Here is an 18,900-nt window from a genome sequence, read left to right as displayed (position 1 = left end):
CGCCGCGCCGTCCTCCTGGGGATCTCCGGCATCCGGCGGGAGTGGCCACGTATCCGGCCACTTCCCAGCCGTGAACGCACGGACAGGTGGCCGGATCGCGCCGCTGCTACTTCCGGGTGTTGGCGCGGCGGGTGGGTTCGGCCGTGGTCGGGTCCTCGGGCCAGGGATGGCGGGGGTAGCGGCCCCTCAGGTCCGCGCGGACGGCGCGGTAACCGTTGTGCCAGAAGCCCTCCAGGTCGCTGGTGACGGCGGCGGGGCGGCCGGCGGGGGAGAGCAGGTGGATGGTCAGCGGGACGCGGCCTCCGGCCAGGGCGGGGGCGGTTTTCCAGCCGAAGAGTTCCTGCAACTTGACGGCCAGGACCGGGCGTTCGGTGCTGTAGTCGACGCGGATCTTTGATCCTGACGGCACGGTGACGCGTTCCGGGGCGAACTCGTCGAGGCGGCCCGCCTCGCCGGTGGCCCACGGCAGCAGGCGCTGGAGGGCGGACGTCGTATCGATCCTGGTCAGGTCGGAGCGGCGGCGGGCGCGGGAGAGTTCGGGCTCCAGCCACTCGTCGGCGCGCTCAAGCAGAGCCTCGTCGCTGACGTCGGGCCAGGGGGCGCCGAGGGCGGTGTGGAGGAAGGCGAGGCGTTCGCGAAGGCCAGAGGGGAACGTCAGCAGCGTGCTGACGCCCTCGCGGGCCAGCCCTTCGAGGAGGGCGCCCCGGACGAGGGCCCGGTCGGGGCGGTTGAGCGGTTTCTCCGCGAGTTCGATGGCGCCCAGTGACTCGACCCGGCGGGAGACGACCTCGCCGCGCCGGGTGTCCCAGTGGACTTCGTCGCGAGCGGCGACCAGCGCCGCCCCGGCGACCAACGCGGTGGCCTCGTCCAGGGCCGCGGCGTGCAGGATGCGGGCCGAGTGCGACCCCGCCGGGCGGTCGGCGACGGCGACGGCGAGCCACGGCAGCGCCCCGAGCACCGTGCCGGGCGCGAGTTCGGCGGCCGTTCCGCCGGCCATCAGGTACGGGCTGCGCTCGCCGGGGGCGGGCCGCTCCACCCGGGCGCGGGCGATCCGCTCCGGGAAGGCGAGGGCGACGACCAGCCCGGCGGCGGTGGCATCCGGCAGACCGGTGGGGGGTTCGTCGGAGGTGGCGCGCAGCAGGCGGCGGACTTCGTCGCGCCAGCGGCCCGCGTAGGGGTCACGGGAGGTGCGGACCGTCCGCCAGACCGCGCCGAGGTCGTCGCCGAGGGCCCGGGGCGGCTCCTCGGAGAGCAGCGCGACGAGTTCGGCCGCCCGGCGGGCGCCGACGGCGGGAGCACCGTCGACCAGGGCGCGGCCGAGCCGGGGGTGCAGCCCCGTGCGGGCGAGGCGGATGCCGCGCTCGGTGGCCCGCCCGTCCGGGGAGACGGCGCCGAGGGCCTGGAGGGTCTGCCGGGCGGCGGCCATCGCCCCGGCGGGCGGGGCGTCGGGCAGGGCGAGGCCGGTGGCGTCCGGGTCGCCCCAGCAGGCGGCCTGGAGGGCGAACGACGTGAGGTCGGCGAGCGCGATCTCCGCTGTGGGGAAGCGGGCGGCGAGCGCGTCCTCGGCCTCGTTCCAGCAGCGGTAGACGGTGCCGGGGGCCTCGCGCCCGGCGCGGCCGGCGCGCTGGCGGGCGGCGGCGAGGGAGGCCCGGACGGTGACCAGCCCGGCCAGTCCGCGGGCGTGGTCGGTGCGGGGTTCGCGGGCCAGTCCGGCGTCCACCACGACCCGTACGCCCGGCACGGTGAGCGAGGACTCGGCGACGGCGGTGGTGAGCACGACCCGCCGTGCCGAGGACGGGGTGAGCGCGGCGTCCTGGACGGCCTGCGGGGCGCGGCCGTGCAGCTGCAACACCTCCGCGGGCAGGCCGCCCAGCTGCCCGGCCACCCGGGCGATCTCGCCGACGCCGGGCAGGAAGCAGAGCACGTCCCCGTCCTGCTCGCCCAGGGCCCGCCGTACCACCGCCGCGACGTGGTCGAGCAGCGCCGGGTCCACCCGGGTTCCGTGAGCGGGCCGGACGGCGCGGGGCGGCGGCGCCCAGAGCACCTCGACCGGGTGGGAGGTCCCGTGCGCCTCCACCACCGGTGCGCCGCCGAGCAGTTCGGCCCAGGCCCCGGTGTCGGAGGTGGCCGAGGCGCAGACCAGCCGCAGTTCGGGCCGCAGCGCCGCCCGGACGTCGAGCAGGAAGGCGAGCGCGGTGTCGGCGTCCAGGTGCCGTTCGTGGCACTCGTCCAGGACGACCACGTCCACCCCGGGCAACTCCTGGTCGCGCTGGAGGCGTTGGAGCAGCACCCCGGTGGTGACCACCTCGACCACCGTGTCCGGCCCGACGCGCCGGTCCCCGCGCACCGTGTACCCGACCTCGCGCCCCACGGACGAGCCGAGCAGCCAGGCCATCCGCCGGGCGGCGGCCCGTACGGCGAGCCGGCGCGGTTCGGCGACCAGCACCCGCCGTACGGGCCGGCCGTCGGAGAGCAGTCCGGCCAGGGCGAGCGGCACCAGGGTGGTCTTGCCGGTGCCGGGCGGCGCGGCGAGGACGGCGGTGCCGGGCCCGTCCAGCGCGTCATGCAGGGCGGGCAGGGCGGTGCGGACGGGCAGTTCGCGCCAGGCCGGGTTCAGCAAGACGTCAGCCCCGTTCGGTGACGAAGATCGCGGTGCCGGGGATCAGCCGCCCGCGCAGCGGGGACCAGCCGCCCCACTCCTGCTCCAGGCCGGCCGGCCACTCGGGCTCGACCAGGTCCACCAGCCGGAAGCCGGCGGCGACGAGTTCGCGGACCCGGTCGCCGAGGGTGCGGTGGTGCTCGACGTAGCTGGCGTGGCCCTGCTCGTCCTGCTCGACGTACGGGGTGCGGTCGAAGTAGGAGGACGCCGCGGTGAGGCCCTCGACGCCGGGCTCGTCCGGGAAGGCCCAGCGGATCGGGTGGGTCACCGAGAACACCCAGCGCCCGCCGGGCCGCAGCACCCGGTGCACCTCGCGCATCAGGGCGCCGGTGTCGGCGCTGAACGGGACGGCGCCGTAGGCGGAGCAGGCGAGGTCGAAGGAGGCGTCGGCGAACGGCAGCACGGCGGCGTCGGCCTGGACGACGGGGACGGGCGCGGTGCCGCGGCCGAGGTCGATCCGGCGGGAGTGCTGGAGCTGGCGGTGGGAGATGTCCAGGGCGACCGGCCGGGCGCCCCGGGCGGCGAGCCAGCGGGAGCACTGGGCGGCGCCGGCGCCGATCTCCAGCACGTCCCGGCCGGCCACCTCGCCGAGCAGCCGGGCGTCCGCCTCGTCCAGGCCCTCGGGGCACCAGGTGAAGCGGTCGTCGCCGAGGAACTCGCCGTGCTCGTCCTGGTACTCGTCGGCGTTGCGGTCCCACCAGTGCCGGCTGGCCCGGCTGCTCTCCCCGGTGCCGGCCTCGCGGCGCACCGCGTCGTCGCCGTCCTCGGTCTCGTCGGCGTCCGTGAAGGGTCCGGCCACGGAGGTGTCAAGATCGTGGAAGTCGGACTGGGGGGTGGTGGCCACGGTGACAATGCCCATCGCGTAGGGTATGGAGTGCGGAAGCGCCGCTGCCGCGAACCGGCCCGTGAGGGCTCGGATCCTGGCGGTGGCATCCGGGGACAGAAGGCCCCTTCGGGCGCCGCCGCGAGGCGCGCATTCGGAGGATATGGCCTGATCCGTACCGGGCTCCACCGTCTTGCCGTCCTTCGGCATTGACCGTGCCTGGCCGTCCCCGTATGCTACAAGTTGCGCTGCGGGCCTGCGCGCCTCGGACGGAGCAGGTCGCGCTCGCATCTGTCGAAGACCCCACGGTCGCAAGACGGACACCGGTTCTCGTTGTTCACGGGAATCCCGGTGCGCCGTGTTCTTGGCTGTCCGGCTTTCGGTGGGAGCGATACGGGCCCTCCGCGTGGCATTACCTACGACTTTCATGTCCGTACCGGAGCCCTTTTCCTAATGACGAGCCCCACCGACTCCTCCCTCAGCACCACCCCGCAGGTCGCGGTCAACGACATCGGCGACGCCGAGGCGTTCCTCGCCGCCATCGACGAGACCATCAAGTACTTCAACGATGGCGACATCGTCGAGGGCGTCATCGTGAAGGTCGACCGTGACGAGGTCCTCCTCGACATCGGTTACAAGACCGAGGGCGTCATCCCGTCCCGCGAGCTCTCGATCAAGCACGACGTTGACCCGCACGAGGTCGTCGCCGTCGGTGACAACATCGAGGCCCTGGTTCTCCAGAAGGAGGACAAGGAGGGTCGTCTCATCCTGTCCAAGAAGCGCGCTCAGTACGAGCGTGCCTGGGGCACGATCGAGAAGATCAAGGAAGAGGACGGGATCGTCACCGGTACCGTCATCGAGGTCGTCAAGGGTGGTCTCATCCTCGACATCGGCCTCCGTGGCTTCCTTCCGGCCTCGCTCGTCGAGATGCGCCGCGTCCGCGACCTCCAGCCCTACGTGGGCAAGGAGCTCGAGGCCAAGATCATCGAGCTGGACAAGAACCGCAACAACGTGGTCCTGTCCCGCCGTGCCTGGCTGGAGCAGACCCAGAGCGAGGTCCGCCAGACCTTCCTCACCACCCTCCAGAAGGGTCAGGTGCGCTCCGGCGTCGTCTCCTCGATCGTCAACTTCGGTGCCTTCGTGGACCTGGGTGGCGTCGACGGCCTGGTGCACGTCTCCGAGCTGTCCTGGAAGCACATCGACCACCCGTCCGAGGTTGTCGAGGTCGGCCAGGAGGTCACCGTCGAGGTTCTCGACGTCGACATGGACCGCGAGCGTGTCTCCCTGTCGCTGAAGGCGACCCAGGAGGACCCGTGGCAGCAGTTCGCCCGTACCCACCAGATCGGCCAGGTCGTTCCGGGTAAGGTCACCAAGCTGGTTCCGTTCGGTGCGTTCGTCCGCGTGGACGAGGGCATCGAGGGTCTGGTCCACATCTCCGAGCTGGCCGAGCGCCACGTGGAGATCCCGGAGCAGGTCGTCCAGGTCGGCGACGAGATCTTCGTCAAGGTCATCGACATCGACCTCGAGCGTCGCCGCATCAGCCTGTCGCTCAAGCAGGCCAACGAGGCCCTGGGTGCCAACCCGGCCGAGGTCGAGTTCGACCCGACCCTGTACGGCATGGCCGCCTCGTACGACGACCAGGGCAACTACATCTACCCGGAGGGCTTCGACCCCGAGGCGAACGACTGGTTGTCCGGCTTCGAGAAGCAGCGCGAGGAGTGGGAGCGCCAGTACGCCGAGGCGCAGAGCCGCTTCGAGCAGCACCAGGCGCAGGTCATCAAGAGCCGCGAGGCCGACGCCCAGGCCGCCGAGGAGGGTGGCGACGCCGTCGCCGCTGCCGCCGGTGGTTCCTACTCGTCCAGCAGCGACGAGGGCTCGGGCGCCCTGGCCTCCGACGAGGCCCTCGCCGCCCTGCGCGAGAAGCTGGCCGGCGGCCAGAGCTGAGGCTCTCGCTTCCCGCTAGCCGATAGCTAGACGGTGGGCCCCACCCGGACTTTCCGGGTGGGGCCCATTTCGTTGTCCGCGGTGGCTCTTCCCGCGGTCCGGGCCCGGCTTATCCCGCCTTCACTTATGTGATGTTCATGTGAAGGAAAGTGTGAGATGGGGCTCATTGCCCATCTATAGGCCGGAGTTCGGGTTGCACCTAGATTGAGGGGAGCTGCCCGAAAGGCTCCTCATGCGCAACCCCTCCTCCGCCGCCCCCACCGCCGTGGTCGGCGGCCGGCTCGCGGCCGTCGGCCGGTTCTGCTTCCGCCACCGTCGCTGGGTGCTCGGCTTCTGGGCCGTCGTCCTGGCGGTCGGCGTGCTGATCGGGGGCCGGGTCTTCGAGAGTTCGGTGGCCGGAGCCTCCTCCGCCAGCGCCGAGGCCGACCGGGGCAGCGCGGTGGTCACCGCGGCCGACCCGGCCAAGGGAACGGTCACCGCCGTGGTGGACGGCCGGCCGGTGGACGATCCGGCTGTGCGGGCCGCCGTCGAACGGGCCACCGCCGAGATCGCCGGTCTGCCCGGGGTCTCCTCCGCGCTCGACGCGTACGGTCCCGGCCCGGCGCCGGCCGCGCTGCGCTCCGCCGACGGGACGGCGAGCCTGGTCACCGTACGGATGGCCGACAGCGCGAGCACCGCCCAGACCGACGCCGTCACCCAGCGGCTCGCGGCGCTGGACGGGACGGGCGGCGCCCACGTCACGGTCGGCGGGGACCTGGTGCTCCAGCAGGAGGTCAAGAAGCAGACCGAGCAGGACACCCGGTTCGGCGAGCTGGTGACGCTGCCGCTCACGCTGATCGTCATGGTGCTGGTCTTCGGCGGTCTGGCGGCGGCCTCGCTGCCGGTGATCGGGGCGGTCGCCTCGGTGGGCGGCGCGCTGCTGGCCATGTTCGGTTTCAGCCGGATCATGGACATCGACACCAGCGTGCTGCCGATCGCCACGGTGCTGGGGCTCGGCCTCTCGATCGACTACGCGCTGCTCATGGTGAATCGTTTCCGCGAGGAGCGCGGCCACGGCGCCGACATCGCCGCCGCCGTCGAACGCACCGCGGCGACCGCCGGGCGCACCGTCGCCTTCTCCGGACTGACCGTGGCCGTCGCGCTGTCGGGCCTCTTCGTCTTCACCAGCCCGGTGCTCGGCGCGGTGGCGGCGGCCGGGGTGAGCGTGGTGGTGATCGCCGTCGCCGCCGCGCTGACGCTGATCCCCGCGCTGCTCGGCTTCGCCGGGGCGCGGATCAAGGCGCCCACCGCGCCCGTCGCGGACGAGGGGTTCTTCAGCCGGACCGTGCGCCGGGTGCGCAAGCGGGCGGTCGCGGTCACGCTCGCCTCGGTGGCGCTGCTGATGGCGGCCGGGGCGCCCTTCCTCCACGCGGACATGCGCAGCTCCGGCGCCGCGGTGCTGCCCGTCTCCTCGGCGGGGCGGCAGGTCGCCGAGACGATCGACCAGCGCTTCCCGCAGGCCTCGGAGGCGCCGGTCACGGTGGTGGTCGAGGGCGGCGCGAAGGTGGCGCAGGCGTACGCGGACGACGTGGTCGCCAAGCTGCCGGGGGTGAGCGGGGTGCGGGCCGTCTCGCCGGTGGGCGACGCGGCCTCCACGATCGACGTGCTGGTGCACGGGGACCCGCAGGGCGGGCAGGCCAAGCAGGTGGTGCGGGAGCTGCGGGCCGACCGGGGCGGGCTCACCACGTACGTCACCGGCGGCGCGGCCTCGGTGGTGGACTTCCAGGACGAGCTGCTCTCGCGCGGACCGTGGGCGCTGGGTCTGGTCGCGGCCGGGACGCTGGTGCTGCTGTTCCTGATGACCGGCTCGGTGGTGATGCCGGTCAAGGCGCTGCTGATGAACCTGCTCTCGCTGGGGGCCTCGCTCGGCGCGCTCACCCTGGTGTTCCAGGACGGCTGGTTCAGCGGGCTGCTCGGGTTCAGTCCGACCGGCGGGCTGGAGACCTTCATCCCGGTGCTGGTCTTCGCGTTCGCCTTCGGGCTGTCGATGGACTACGAGGTGTTCCTGCTCTCCCGGATCAGGGAGCTGACCCTGCGCGGGCACGACTGTGTCCGGGCGGTGGAGCTGGGCGTGCAGCGCAGCGGTCGGATCATCACCTCGGCGGCGCTGCTGATGGTGATCGTCTTCGCCGGGTTCGCGCTCGGGGACATGCTGATGGTCAAGCAGATGGGCATCGCGCTGGCCGTCGCCGTCGCGGTGGACGCGACGCTGGTTCGGTGCCTGCTGGTGCCCGCCGCGATGAGCCTGTTCGGCGAGTTCAACTGGTGGGCGCCCGCACCGCTGCGGCGGCTGCACCGGCGGTTCGGGCTGAGCGAGCACGTCGACCTGCCGGAGGTCGGCGCGGCGGCGGTCCCGGCGCCGCGGTCGGCGGAAGAGCCGGTGGAACAGTCGGCGGAGCAGTCGGTGGCCAAGGGCCTGGTCGGCTCAGGACAGGCGGTCCAGTAGGGCGACCGCCGCGCGGAGCCGGTCCTGCTCGGCGGGGCTGAGGCGGGACTCGATGGCGGTGGCGATCCGGTGTTCGCGGCGGGCCCGCTGGTCGAGCAGGGCGGTGCGGCCGGCCCCGGTGGCGGCGACGAGCAGCTTGCGGCCGTCGGTGGGGTGGGGCTGCTGGGTGACCAGTCCGGCCTCGGTCATCAGGGTGACGGTGCGGGCCATCGACTGGTGGCGGACCCGCTGGAGCGCGGCGAGTTCGGCGACCGTGCGGGAACGCTCGTCGCGGACCAGCCGGCCGAGGATGGCGGCCTGGTTCTGCGGCAGCTCGTCGCCGTCGCGCAGGGAGCGGACCAGGCGGCCGAGCGCGGCACGCAGGTCGGCGGCGAGTTCCAGGGTGTCCGGGTGGGGGGTGTCGCTGGTCATGGGAGGAGTCTATCCGGAATGTATCCAGCCTTGCTGTACAGCTTTGCTGTAGGGTTTCGGGCATGCGAATCACCAAGTTCGGACACGCCTGCGTACGCGTCGAGCACGGCGGCAGCACCGTCGTCGTCGATCCGGGGGCGTTCACCGACCCCGCCGCACTGGCCGGAGCGGACGCCGTCCTGATCACCCACGAGCACATGGACCACTTCGAGGAGTCCCGGCTGCGCGCCGCGCTGGAGGCCGACCCGGCGCTGCGGGTGTGGACCAACCGGGCCGTCGCCGACCGGCTGGACGGCGTGGCGCAGCGGGTCGGCGTGGTCGGCGAGGGTGACGTCTTCGAGATCGGTGGGCCCGGCGGGCTGAGCGTCTCGGTGCACGGCGAGTGGCACGCGGAGATCCACCGGGACATCCCGCGGGTGCCGAACATCGGCTTCCTCTTCGACGGCCGGCTGTTCCACCCCGGCGACGCGTTCACCGTGCCGCCGCACGCCGTGGAGACCCTGCTGCTGCCGCTCGCGGCGCCCTGGAGCAAGGCCTCCGAGGTGATCGACTACGTCCGGGAGGCCGGGCCGCGCCGGGCGGTGCCGGTGCACGAGGCGGTGCTCAGCCCGATCGGGCTCGCCGTGCAGACCCGGCTGGTCGGGCCCGAGGGGCCGGGGACGGGGGCGGAACTGGCGGTGCTGGGCGAGGGCGAGAGCCTGGAGCTGGGCTGACCGGGGTGCCGGTGGTGTGGGATCACGGTGCTGACGCCCCGTGCTGACGCCCCGTGCTGACGCCCCGTGCTGACGCCCCGTGCTGACGCTTCCGGTGCCGCGCCGGTAGCCTGACGGGCATGCTGAAGATCGGACTGACGGGCGGCATCGGTGCGGGCAAGAGCGAGGTGTCCCGGCTGTTCGCCGCGCGCGGCGCGGTGATCGTGGACTCCGACGTGATCGCCCGCGAGGTGGTCGCCCCCGGGACGGACGGTCTGGCGGCGGTGGTCGCCGAGTTCGGCCCGCAGGTACTGCGGGAGGACGGCACGCTGGACCGTCCGGCGCTCGGAGCGGTCGTGTTCGCCGACCCGGAGCGGCTGAAGGCGCTGAACGCGATCGTCCACCCGCTGGTGCGGGCCCGCTCCGCCGAGCTGGAGGCGGCGGCCGCGCCGGACGCGGTCGTGGTGCACGACGTGCCGCTGCTGGCCGAGAACGGGCTGGCGCCGCTGTTCGACCTGGTCGTGGTGGTGGACGCGGCCGACGAGGTGCGGCTGGAGCGGCTCGTCCGGCTGCGCGGGACGACCGAGGAGGAGTCCCGGGCCCGGATGGCCGCGCAGGCCTCCCGGGAGGACCGGCTGGCGATCGCGGACCTGGTGATCGACAACAGCGCCGGCCTGGCGGAGCTGGACGCGCGGGTGGCGGAGGTCTGGGCCGAGCTGGCGCGGCGCGCGGCGGCCTGACGCCGGTTCGGCGGTTCGGCGGTTCGGCGGCTCAGCGACTCGGGGGCTCAGTGGCTCGGTCGGGCCGCCGCGGTGACGGGCCGGGCGCCGGCGCGGCTCCGGGACGATCATCGGATCGAGTGGCCGGGAAGGGACTGGTTATCGGCCCTGGTGGGAGGGGAGCATGGCGGAATGAATGATCGTTTCTCTCCCGAGCAGCACCTCACCGGGGCCCCGGTGGTCGAACGGCTCGCCCGGTACGGCCGCGCCGAGCAGGAGGAGATCCTCGGCCCGACGGACGACCCGTACGGCGTCGCGTACACCGGGCTGACCTTCCTGCCCAAGGAGATCCACTTCGGGGTCCGGGCCGACGACGGCCGGCTCGTCGCCCACGCCGGGCTGCGGCCGCTGCCGCTCACCGTGGGCGGCACCGACCTGGCGGCGATGGGCGTCGGCGGGGTCTGCGTCGCGCCCCACCGGCGCCACGGCGGCCTCGCGCGGGCCGTGGCCGGGGCCGCCCTCGACCACGCGGCCACGCTCGGCCACCGGTACGCGCTGCTGTTCTGCCGTCCGCCGCTGGCCGCGTTCTACCGGGAGCTCGGATTCCGGAAGGTGGCGGAGGCGGTGACGGTGGAACAGCCGGAGGGGCGGCTGGCGCAGATGCCGCTGCGGACCATGTGGGCGCCGCTGGTGGCGGGGGCCGGCTGGCCGGAGGGGCCGGTGCGGCTGCGTTCGCTGCCGCTGTGAGGTGCGCTCAGGCCGTGGCGGACGGAGCGGTCATGACGGTCGGGGTGGCCGTGGCGGTCGGCGTGGTCGGAGCGGCCGGGGTGCCCGCGTCCGCGTGCGCCACGGCGGCGCCGGCCAGGGCCCGGATCATCGGATGCGCCCGGCTGCCGTCGCCGGACAGCTCGGGCTGGAAGAGCGAGGCCAGGAAGAACGGGTGGCCCGGCAGCTCCAGGACGCGCACCTCGCCCGACCCGTCCACGCCGCTGAACCTGAGGCCGTGCGCGGACAGCCGCTCCAGGTAGGCGCCGTCGAGGCCGTACGCGCAGTGGTAGCGCTCCAGGGTGCGGGTGGCGCCGAGGACCCGTTCGGCGAGGCTCCCCGGGGTGATCGTGACGGCCCCCTCGTGGCCGACCAGCGAGCAGGCCAGCGGGGCGATCACCTGCTGCTCCCCGTCGGGGTGCTCCTCGCCGTGGACGGCCCCGGTCAGGCCGCAGACGTTCCGGGCGAACTCCAGCACAGCGTGCTGGAACCCGGCGCAGGTGCCGAGGAAGGGGATGCCGCGCTCGCGGGCCGTCCGGACGGCGGCCAGCGCGCCCGCCTCGCTGCGGTACGGGCTCCCGGGCAGCAGCCAGAGCGCGTCGAAGCCGTCCAGGGCGCCGGGCTCGGCGGCGTCCCCGGTCGGGATCCAGTAGGCGTCCAGCACGAGGTGGTCGTGCTCGGCGAGGGCGTCCAGCAGGCCGGGGACGCGGGCGTGCGAGCGGACGGCGGGGGAGCGGTCGCCGACCAGGGCGACCCGCGGGGTCAGGTAGGTCATGCGGCTATCCTGACCCCGCACCCAGGATCAGTGCCAACGATGATTCCTTAAGCTCCGATCAGATCGGTTGATGACCGCCGTGGACCCGCAGCAGCTGCGCACCTTCGTCGCCGTCGTCCGGCTCGCCTCCTTCTCGGACGCCGCGCGGGAACTCGGCTACACCCAGTCCGCGGTCTCCCAGCAGATCGCCGCGCTGGAGGCGGACCTCGGGGCTGCCGTGCTGGTCCGCCGCCCGGTCGGCCCGACCGGGGCCGGACGGCGGCTGCTGGAGCACGCCGCGCCACTGCTGGTCCGGCTGGAGGCAGCGCGCGCCGACGTCGCGCGCTTGGCCGGCGCCCCGAGCGCCCGGCTGGTCCTCGGGGCCACCCCGCTGGCGGTCGGGGCGACGCTGGGGCGCGCGCTCGGCGAGGTGCGCCGGGAGTATCCGGGGGTGGAGCCGGTGGTCAGGGTGCTCGCCCAGGACGCCCTGCCCGCCCGGGTCGCCACCGGTGAGGTCGACCTCGCCCTGATCGACGGACTGGCCGCGCCCAGCGACCCGCTGCCGCTGCCCGACGTCGGCCCGCTGCGCACCGTCGCGGTGGCCGAGCAGCCGGTCGCCGTCGCCCTGCCCGCCGGCCACCCGCTGGCCGGCCGAGGCGGCCTCGCCCTCGCCGACCTCTCCGCCGCCCGCTGGCTGGACGCCCCGGACCTCACCCCCACCGCGGCCCGGCTGCGCGCGGCCACCGGTGTGGACGGGTTCCGGCCCGCCACCCGCTACCAGGGCACCGACCTGCACGGGCTGCTCGCGCTGGTGGCGGCCGGGCACGGGCTCACCCTGCTGCCCGAGCCGGTGCTCGCGGGGGCGCTCGGAGCGGCGCTCGGAGTCGGGTACGCGCCGATCGCGGTGCCCAGGCTGGTGCACCGCACCGAACTCGTCCACGGCAGCCTGCCGGAGGGGCCGGCGGCGCTGCTGGCGCTGCTGCTGGAGCGGTCCAGGGCCTGAGGGCCGGCCGGCGGCGCCGAAAACCGGGTTGCGTGGGCCGCCGGTGCCGGTGACATGATCACGCGATGAGCACCGGAATCATCATCAGACGGGTACGGATCGAGGACTGGCCGCAGGCCAGGGACCTCCGCCTGGAAGCGCTGCTGGACCCGGTCGCGTCCGTGGCCTTCCTGGAGAGGCACGAGCAGGCCGTGACCAGGCCGGACGAGTTCTGGCAGGAGCGCACCACCCGGGCCGCGACGGACCCGCACGTGGCGCAGTTCATCGCGCAGGCCGGGGACGGGAGCTGGCTCGGCTCGATGACCGGGGTGGTCGAACGGGCCGGCGGGAACGGGGCCCTGGAGGGCGATGTCGTCGAGGTCGACCAGGTGCACGTGGTCGGGGTCTACGTCCGGCCGCGGGCGCGGGGCACCGGGCTGGCGGGCGAGCTGATCCGGACCGTCCAGGAGTGGGCGTGGTCGCTCACCGAGCCCCGGATCGAGCGGGTGCGGCTGTTCGTCCACGAGGACAACGCCAGGGCCGAGGCGATGTACCTGAAGGCCGGCTTCGAGCGCACCGGCGTGGCACTGCCGGTGCCCGGCGACCGGACCCGCAGGGAGACCGAACTGGCGGTCCCGCGAGGCTGACCGGCCGACGGGAGGTGGGGCGCGGGGCCCGGCGCGCGGGCCCCACGACGGTTGTGGAGGCGCGGGCACCAGGCGTTCACGCCCCCGGGCCTGACGGTGGCCGGCCGGACGGTGCTGTCATGAACGCAGTCGCCCGGCGAGGGGCCGGGCCGGCCAAGGAGTGCTTCCCCCATGATGCTCCGTCACCGTCTCGCCGTCATCGCCTCGGCGGCCGCCCTCGCGGCCGCCGGGCTCGCCGCCGGCACCGCGCGGGCCGCCGGACCCGTCGCCGGGCCGGCCCCGCTCGCGACGGGCTGTTCGCAGGCGTACCTGCCGCTGCCCGACCCGAACTGCACCCCGGGTGCGTACAACCCGGACGTCACCCAGGCGACCATCGGGCAGACCATCTGCGTCTCCGGCTGGACCGCCACCGTCCGCCCGCCGACCAGCTACACCAACGCGCTGAAGGTGCAGCAGATCGCGGCCTACGGCTACGCGGACACCAGCACGGCGGACTACGAGGAGGACCACTTCGTCCCGCTGGAACTCGGCGGTGCCCCGCGCGACCCGGCCAACCTGTGGCCCGAGCCGCGCTACGGCAGCCAGCCGGCGCAGAGCAAGGACTCCGTCGAGACCAAGCTCAAGAACGCGGTGTGCGGCGGCCGGGTCGGTCTCGACGCGGCCCGCGGCGCGATCGCGAACGACTGGACCACCGCGCTCGGCGTCCTGGGGCTGTGAGGCCGGCTCCCCGGGAACGGGCCTGAAGGAGCCGCCAGGGGCCCGGCCGTGCGGGCGGGCGCCCGCCCGCACGGCCGCCGGGTGTCAGTGCCCGTCGCAGCCCGGCAGGGCCTCGCACATCGGCGCCGTCATGCCGGTGCCGACGTACTTGTCCTCGGGGGCCTTCCAGGGGTCCTTGGGCTGGGCGCCGGCCTTGGCGGTGGCCCAGACGGCCAGCTCGCTGACCACCCCGCCGTCGCTGACCACGTACTCGTGCAGGGTGACGGTGCCGCCGTCGGCCTGCGGGACGGTCAGGACGGCGGCGAAGTAGGGCGCGTCCTGGGCGCTGTCGACCTTCACGGTGGCGCCGGGCGCGGTCTTGGCGCAGGACTTGAGCGCCTCGGTCAGGCGGCCCTCTGCCAGCTTGGCGGACTGCTTGACGGCGCTGCTGCGGGTCGGGTCGCCGTGGAACAGCAGGGTCTGCTGGGCGGTCCAGCGGTCCCCGCCGAAGCCGACCGAGGCCTTCGCGGTGGCGGTGCCGGTGAACAGCGGCTCGTCGTCCTTGGCGAGCGCCTCGCGGCACAGCTCCATGCCCTTGAACTGGACCGGGCCGGAGAGCTGCTTGGCGTTGGCCGCCAGCGGCGTGTAGTGGTAGCTCTCGTCCATCGGGATGCTCTTGGTGTCCATCCAGGCCTTGTCCGGTATGCCCTTCTCGGACCCGGTCGGCTTGGTGGGGTTGGTGGTGGGCGTGCCGCCGGCCGCCGGGGCGGCGGTCTTTCCGGCGTCCTCGCCGGAGTCCTCCGGGCCGCAGGCGCTCAGGGCACCCAGGCAGACGAGGACTGCGGCGGTGGCGGTGACGAGTCTGACGGTGCGCAACTGACGGTTCCTCGGGTGTCCGGTGGCGTGGATCGGGGTCGGTCGCGGGCCGGCCGCGGGCCGCCGGTGGGCGGTGCGGTCCGTCGGTCCTCGCCACCCGGTCGACCGGTGGTCGCGGGCCTGCGGCATGGCGGCTCCTCCCCCGTGCGTACGGCCGCCGGGCTCCTCGCGCCCTCGTCCGCCCGGGGACTGAGGGGCGGTCAGCAGCGGTGGCGCGTCGACGGCGTCGAAAACCTATGCCACCGGACCGCCGGGAGCAAAGCCGGGTTCCGGCCGGAGGGACGGATTCCCGATCGGCGCCGACGGGGCCGGTGGGCCGGGTGTGAGCGGGCGCGGGGGCTCTGCCGGGTGGGGTGCGGGGCGTGCCGGGGGCGCGCGATCGCGTCCTGCGCGGGCCCGGGCGGCGCATCCGTGCTGGTGGGGGCGGGTGCGCCGGGCCGTACGGGAGTGCCGGCGGCCGGTGGGCGGTCGCGGTCAGCCGACCCGGCCGCCGACGCCGGAGCGGCCCGCCGGCACGCCGTCGAGGGTGACCACGGTCTGCTTCCCGACGGCCTCGCCGAGCACGTCGGTGATCGCCCCGGTGGCCGCCGCGACCAGGCGGGCGGGCGCGTCCGGCACCTGCGGCAGGTGGTAGGCCGCCTCCCGCATGCTCAGCGTGACCACCGGTGCGGCCTCCTCGGTCGGCACCCCGCCGATGCCCCGGCGGCGCTGCGGGACCCCGATCAGCTCGACCGCGACCAGGGGGCGGAACCGCTCGCCGAAGACCGCGGCGACGGCCCCGGTGAGGGCGGCGATGAGCTTCGGCTCGACGTCGGCGTCGAGCGACTCCTCGCGGATGTGCAGGCTCAGGTGCGGCATGGTGGAGCTCCGTTCGGCTCGGTTCGTACCATGGACGGACAGACTCACTTTGCACGTAAAACAGCTTTGCTATCAAAGATAACTGGGGAGGGGTGTGCGATGTCAACGCCCGGGGGAGAACCGCGCGACGGGCAGCCGGCCGGCGGGGAGGGGCTCGACGACGCGGTGCGGTCGATGCTGCTGCTGATGCCCCGGCTGGTCGGGCGGGCCAAGCGGATCCCCGTCCCCGAACCGCTGCGCGGCTTCGCGCTGGCGCCCCGTCACCTGTCGCTGCTCGCCTGTCTGCTGCTGGACGGGCCGATGGGCGTCAACGACCTCGCCGCCCGGCTGGAGGTCGCCCCCACCACGGTCAGCCTGATGGTCGGCGACCTCAGCCGGCAGGGCATCCTCGAACGGCGCGAGGACGAGGCCGACCGCCGGCGCCGCATCGTCGCCGTCACCCCGGGGCAGCTGCCCGCGATCGAGGCCTGGCTCGCCCCGGGCGCCGCCGCCTGGCGCACGGCCCTCGGACCGCTCGGCCCGGCGCAGCGGCGTCTGGTGGTCGACACGCTGCTGGCGTACGAGGCGGCGGTGGGGCGGGAGCGGGACTGACGCGCGGGCCGGCCGCGGGTGTCAGCCGTGCGCGCTAGCCGTGGGTGGCCCGCCGGAAGAGCGCGGCGAGCAGGAAGGGGACGCCGAACAGCCCGGAGCCCGCGGCCTGGGCGGCCATCGGGCGGATCTCCAGCGGGGTGAACTCGCGGAAGAGCGAGCGGAGTTCGTCCGGTGAGTAGGCGAGGCCGCCCTCCAGGGTGCCCAGCCGGTAGAGCTCCTCGTCGGACCGCTCGGAGCCCATCGCGCCGGCCGCGAACGCGGTGACGCCGAAGTGTCCGCCCGGCGCCAGGACCCGGTCGAGGAGGGCGAGGTAGCTGACCCGCCGGTGCGGCGCGAGGTGGTGCAGGCAGCCGGAGTCGTAGACCAGGTCGTAGTGGGCGTGGGGGAGTTCGGCGTCGAAGATGTCGGCCCGGTGGAACCGGAGGCCGGTGCCGGCCTCGCGGGCGCGCTCCTCATCCCCTGTGCGGTGGGTGACCGGGGCTTTCCGCGGCAGACCGGAGCCGGGCCCTTCGGGGCCGGAGCGGCGCTTGGCGGCGCCCTTCTCCAGAGCCGGGAAGGGGCCTTTCCGCGGGGCGGGGAGAGGGGCCGGAACGGGGGCCGGCGTAACGCTTCGGTCAAACCTCCGGCGGCGCCCGGTATCCGGCGATCGGCGGTGGAATTCCGTCCGGGAAATGGAATGCGGGGAATGGAGGGACACATTCGGTCCGGGCAAGTCAACATTTACATTTCCGGAATCCCTCTGCATAGTGACGGGTCGAACCGAGAGGGGCCTTCCTTGTCGCAGATCAATGAGAACGCCGAACGCCAGGTGGAGTTGGAGCGGGCGCGGGTGTCCGCCATCGGCGCGCTGTTCGACGAGCGGCTCGCCGGGGCGCGGGCGTCGCTGGGGCAGGTGCTGGCCTCGGTGGCGGACGGTGCGGGCGAGGTGTACGAGCGGGAGGTGGCGGCCGGGCGGCTGGCCGGTGAGGTGCGGCGGCTGGAGGGGGCCGAGGGCGGGCTGGTGTTCGGCCGGATCGACCTGGCGGACGGGATGGTGCTGCGGATCGGGCGGCTGGGCCTGCAACGCGACGAGGACGAGCTGCCGCTCCTGGTGGACTGGCGGGCGGAGGCGGCCCGCTCCTTCTACGAGGCGACGCCGGTCCATCCGATGGGGCTGCGGCGCCGCCGTCATCTGAGCCTGACGGGCCGTACGGTGGTCGGGCTCAGCGACGAACTGCTGGACGGCTCGGAGCCCACCGCCGGGGACGTCGTCGGCGACGGCCCGTTGGCGGCGGCACTCCAGGCGCGGCGTACGGGGCGGATGGGGACGGCGGTCGCGACGCTCCAGGTCGAGCAGGACGCGATCGTCCGGTCCTCGCACCGGGGGGTGACGGTGGTGCAGGGCGGCCCCGGCACCGGAAAGACGGTGGTGGCGCTGCACCGTGCCGCGTACGTGCTGTACGCGTTCCCGAAGGCGGCCGAGCACGGGGTGCTGGTGCTGGGCCCGAACGCGCGGTTCCTGGACTACATCTCCCAGGTGCTGCCCTCGCTCGGGGAGAACGACGTCGTCCTGGCGACGTGCGGGGAACTGGCGGGCGTCGTGCCGGGCGCGGTGGAGGGGTTCGGGGCGGCGCGGCTCAAGGGCGGTGCCGCGCTGGCCGACGCGCTGGCCGGGCTGGTCCGTTCGCGGCAGGCCCCGGACGGGGACTTCACGGTCAGGGTCGGGCAGGAGTGGGTCCGGCTGGAGGAGGGTGAGGTCGCCGGGGTGCGGCAGGCGGCCCAGGCGAGCGGTCTCGCGCACAACCGGGCGCGCCGGGTGTTCCTGGAGCTGCTGGTCGACGCCCTGACCGGCGCGCTGGCCCGGGACACGGCGGCGACGCTGGAGCGGCTCGATGCCGAGGTCATGCAGCTCACCGGGGTCGACCTCGACCGGATGGCGGCCCGGGACCTGCGCAACCTCGGCATCGACGACGCGCCCGCCACGGGGGCCGACGAGTTCGACGCCGACGCCGTCCGCGCCGCACTCCTGGACGACCCGCACCTCGACCGGGCCGTCGACGGGCTCTGGCCGCGGCTGGTGCCCGGCGACCTCGTCGGCGCCCTGCTGGCCGACGCCGACGCGTTGGCCGAGCACCTGCCGCAACTCACCGACGAGGAGCGGGCGTTGCTGCTGCGCTCACCCGGAGCGCCGTGGACCGACGCCGACCTGCCGCTCCTCGACGAGGCGGCGAGCCTGGTCGACGGCCCGCCCGGGCGGACCTTCGGGCACGTCGTCGTCGACGAGGCGCAGGAGCTGACCGCCATGCAGTGGCGGACGGTCGTGCGCCGCTGCCCCGGCCGGTCGATGACACTGGTCGGCGACTTCGCGCAGGCGGGCCCGGCGACGGCCGCACGGGACTGGAGCGAGGCGCTCGACCCGCACGTCGGCCGGCGCTTCGACCTGCGGACGCTGACCGTCAGCTACCGGACCACGGAGGAGATCCTGGCCACCACGGGGGAGTTGCTCGCCCGGATCGCCCCGGGGCAGCCGCCCGTCCGGTCGATCCGGCACGGCGAGGAACCCCGTACGGTCGCGGTGGAACCGCGGCGGCTCGCGGGGGACCTCCTCCGGGAGCTGCGGGCGCAGAGCGCGGCGCACCCGGGCGAGCTGCTCGGGGTGGTGTGCGCGGACGACAGGGTGGCGGAGCTGGCCGCCGCGGGGGTCGAGCGGTACGCCCGGCTGGTGCCGGCCTCGCAGGCGCGCGGCCTGGAGTTCGACGAGGCCGTCGTGGTCGACCCGGACGGGATCGTCGCCGCCCGCCCGGCCGGTGAGCGGGACCTGTACGTCGCCCTCACCCGCGCCACCAAGCGGCTGTGCACGGTCACCGTGCGGTCGGCGGGCGGGTAGGCCCGGTCGAGGGCCTGGGCGGACAGGCCCTCCTCCGAGTCGGGGGAGCGGTTGACCACTGTCACCATCACCATTGGCGTCGCCGTCACGCCCGCCCGCTCGGCGATCCAGCCCCCCCCCGGGTGCTAGGTT

Annotated in this window: 17 protein-coding genes; 10 read left to right on the top strand and 7 right to left on the bottom strand. The window is 74.5% G+C overall.

What is annotated here, in order from left to right:
• Positions 1-106: 106 nt before the first annotated feature.
• Together hrpB and ACZ7C5_RS23975 are read right to left on the bottom strand one after the other, a co-directional pair.
• Positions 107-2,620, bottom strand: a complete 2,514-nt coding sequence (hrpB, locus tag ACZ7C5_RS23980) for an ATP-dependent helicase HrpB (protein WP_401079179.1) — start codon at positions 2,618-2,620, stop codon at positions 107-109.
• 4 nt (positions 2,621-2,624) lie between these two features.
• Complete coding sequence (locus ACZ7C5_RS23975; RefSeq protein ID WP_401079181.1) at positions 2,625-3,518, bottom strand: class I SAM-dependent methyltransferase; 894 nt, start codon at positions 3,516-3,518, stop codon at positions 2,625-2,627.
• A 417-nt stretch (positions 3,519-3,935) separates the two neighbouring features.
• On the opposite strand from ACZ7C5_RS23975, the gene rpsA reads away from it, so the two are divergent.
• Both rpsA and ACZ7C5_RS23965 read left to right on the top strand, forming a co-directional pair.
• Positions 3,936-5,426, top strand: a complete 1,491-nt coding sequence (gene rpsA, locus ACZ7C5_RS23970) for a 30S ribosomal protein S1 (protein WP_188296733.1) — start codon at positions 3,936-3,938, stop codon at positions 5,424-5,426.
• Between the two features lie 232 nt (positions 5,427-5,658).
• The gene (locus ACZ7C5_RS23965; RefSeq protein ID WP_470323444.1) at positions 5,659-7,911 is read left to right on the top strand and encodes an MMPL family transporter; all 2,253 of its coding nucleotides are present in this window, start codon (positions 5,659-5,661) and stop codon (positions 7,909-7,911) included.
• Here ACZ7C5_RS23965 and ACZ7C5_RS23960 read toward each other — a convergent pair.
• Positions 7,891-8,322 (bottom strand): MarR family winged helix-turn-helix transcriptional regulator, encoded by a 432-nt coding sequence (locus ACZ7C5_RS23960; RefSeq protein WP_470323443.1) that lies wholly within the window; start codon positions 8,320-8,322, stop codon positions 7,891-7,893. The genes ACZ7C5_RS23965 and ACZ7C5_RS23960 overlap by 21 nt on opposite strands.
• Positions 8,323-8,384: 62 nt before the next feature.
• Here ACZ7C5_RS23960 and ACZ7C5_RS23955 point away from each other — a divergent pair, with 62 nt between their 5' ends.
• The 3 genes from ACZ7C5_RS23955 (at position 8,385) to ACZ7C5_RS23945 (ending at position 10,480) form a co-directional block, all read left to right on the top strand.
• Complete coding sequence (locus tag ACZ7C5_RS23955; RefSeq protein ID WP_401079188.1) at positions 8,385-9,035, top strand: MBL fold metallo-hydrolase; 651 nt, start codon at positions 8,385-8,387, stop codon at positions 9,033-9,035.
• 119 nt (positions 9,036-9,154) lie between these two features.
• Positions 9,155-9,754 carry a dephospho-CoA kinase gene (gene coaE, locus ACZ7C5_RS23950; protein ID WP_401079190.1) on the top strand — a complete coding sequence of 200 codons (600 nt, stop codon included), beginning with the start codon at positions 9,155-9,157 and terminating at the stop codon, positions 9,752-9,754.
• A gap of 171 nt (positions 9,755-9,925) precedes the next feature.
• Positions 9,926-10,480: a GNAT family N-acetyltransferase gene (locus tag ACZ7C5_RS23945; protein ID WP_401079192.1), complete on the top strand. Its 555-nt coding sequence runs from the start codon at positions 9,926-9,928 to the stop codon at positions 10,478-10,480.
• 7 nt (positions 10,481-10,487) lie between these two features.
• Here ACZ7C5_RS23945 and ACZ7C5_RS23940 read toward each other — a convergent pair whose 3' ends face one another.
• Entirely contained in the window at positions 10,488-11,273 is a 786-nt protein-coding gene (locus ACZ7C5_RS23940; protein WP_470323442.1) for a CTP synthase C-terminal region-related (seleno)protein, read from the bottom strand.
• A gap of 79 nt (positions 11,274-11,352) precedes the next feature.
• Here ACZ7C5_RS23940 and ACZ7C5_RS23935 point away from each other — a divergent pair, with 79 nt between their 5' ends.
• From ACZ7C5_RS23935 to ACZ7C5_RS23925, 3 genes are all read left to right on the top strand, one after another.
• Positions 11,353-12,255, top strand: coding sequence for a LysR family transcriptional regulator (locus ACZ7C5_RS23935; RefSeq protein WP_470323490.1), 903 nt, complete (start codon positions 11,353-11,355; stop codon positions 12,253-12,255).
• A gap of 65 nt (positions 12,256-12,320) precedes the next feature.
• A complete protein-coding gene (locus ACZ7C5_RS23930; RefSeq protein ID WP_401079196.1) occupies positions 12,321-12,881 on the top strand; it encodes a GNAT family N-acetyltransferase in 561 nt (186 codons plus the stop codon).
• A 171-nt stretch (positions 12,882-13,052) separates the two neighbouring features.
• Entirely contained in the window at positions 13,053-13,598 is a 546-nt protein-coding gene (locus ACZ7C5_RS23925; RefSeq protein ID WP_401079198.1) for a hypothetical protein, read from the top strand.
• An 84-nt stretch (positions 13,599-13,682) separates the two neighbouring features.
• Here ACZ7C5_RS23925 and ACZ7C5_RS23920 read toward each other — a convergent pair whose 3' ends face one another.
• Together ACZ7C5_RS23920 and ACZ7C5_RS23915 are read right to left on the bottom strand one after the other, a co-directional pair.
• The gene (locus ACZ7C5_RS23920; RefSeq protein WP_401079200.1) at positions 13,683-14,453 is read right to left on the bottom strand and encodes a hypothetical protein; all 771 of its coding nucleotides are present in this window, start codon (positions 14,451-14,453) and stop codon (positions 13,683-13,685) included.
• Positions 14,454-14,927: 474 nt separating this feature from the next.
• Complete coding sequence (locus tag ACZ7C5_RS23915; RefSeq protein WP_401079202.1) at positions 14,928-15,311, bottom strand: hypothetical protein; 384 nt, start codon at positions 15,309-15,311, stop codon at positions 14,928-14,930.
• 99 nt (positions 15,312-15,410) lie between these two features.
• On the opposite strand from ACZ7C5_RS23915, the gene ACZ7C5_RS23910 reads away from it, so the two are divergent.
• On the top strand, positions 15,411-15,902 hold the full coding sequence (locus ACZ7C5_RS23910) for a MarR family transcriptional regulator (protein WP_401079204.1): 492 nt from the start codon (positions 15,411-15,413) through the stop codon (positions 15,900-15,902).
• Between the two features lie 34 nt (positions 15,903-15,936).
• On the opposite strand, the gene ACZ7C5_RS23905 is transcribed toward ACZ7C5_RS23910, so the two are convergent.
• A complete protein-coding gene (locus ACZ7C5_RS23905) occupies positions 15,937-16,599 on the bottom strand; it encodes a class I SAM-dependent methyltransferase (RefSeq protein WP_470323441.1) in 663 nt (220 codons plus the stop codon).
• Positions 16,600-16,677: 78 nt separating this feature from the next.
• On the opposite strand from ACZ7C5_RS23905, the gene ACZ7C5_RS23900 reads away from it, so the two are divergent.
• The gene (locus tag ACZ7C5_RS23900; RefSeq protein WP_470323440.1) at positions 16,678-18,768 is read left to right on the top strand and encodes a HelD family protein; all 2,091 of its coding nucleotides are present in this window, start codon (positions 16,678-16,680) and stop codon (positions 18,766-18,768) included.
• The last annotated feature ends 132 nt before the right edge of the window (positions 18,769-18,900 follow it).

The organism is Kitasatospora sp. NPDC036993 (assembly GCF_055607525.1).
This window is presented reverse-complemented; position numbering and strand designations above follow the sequence as displayed.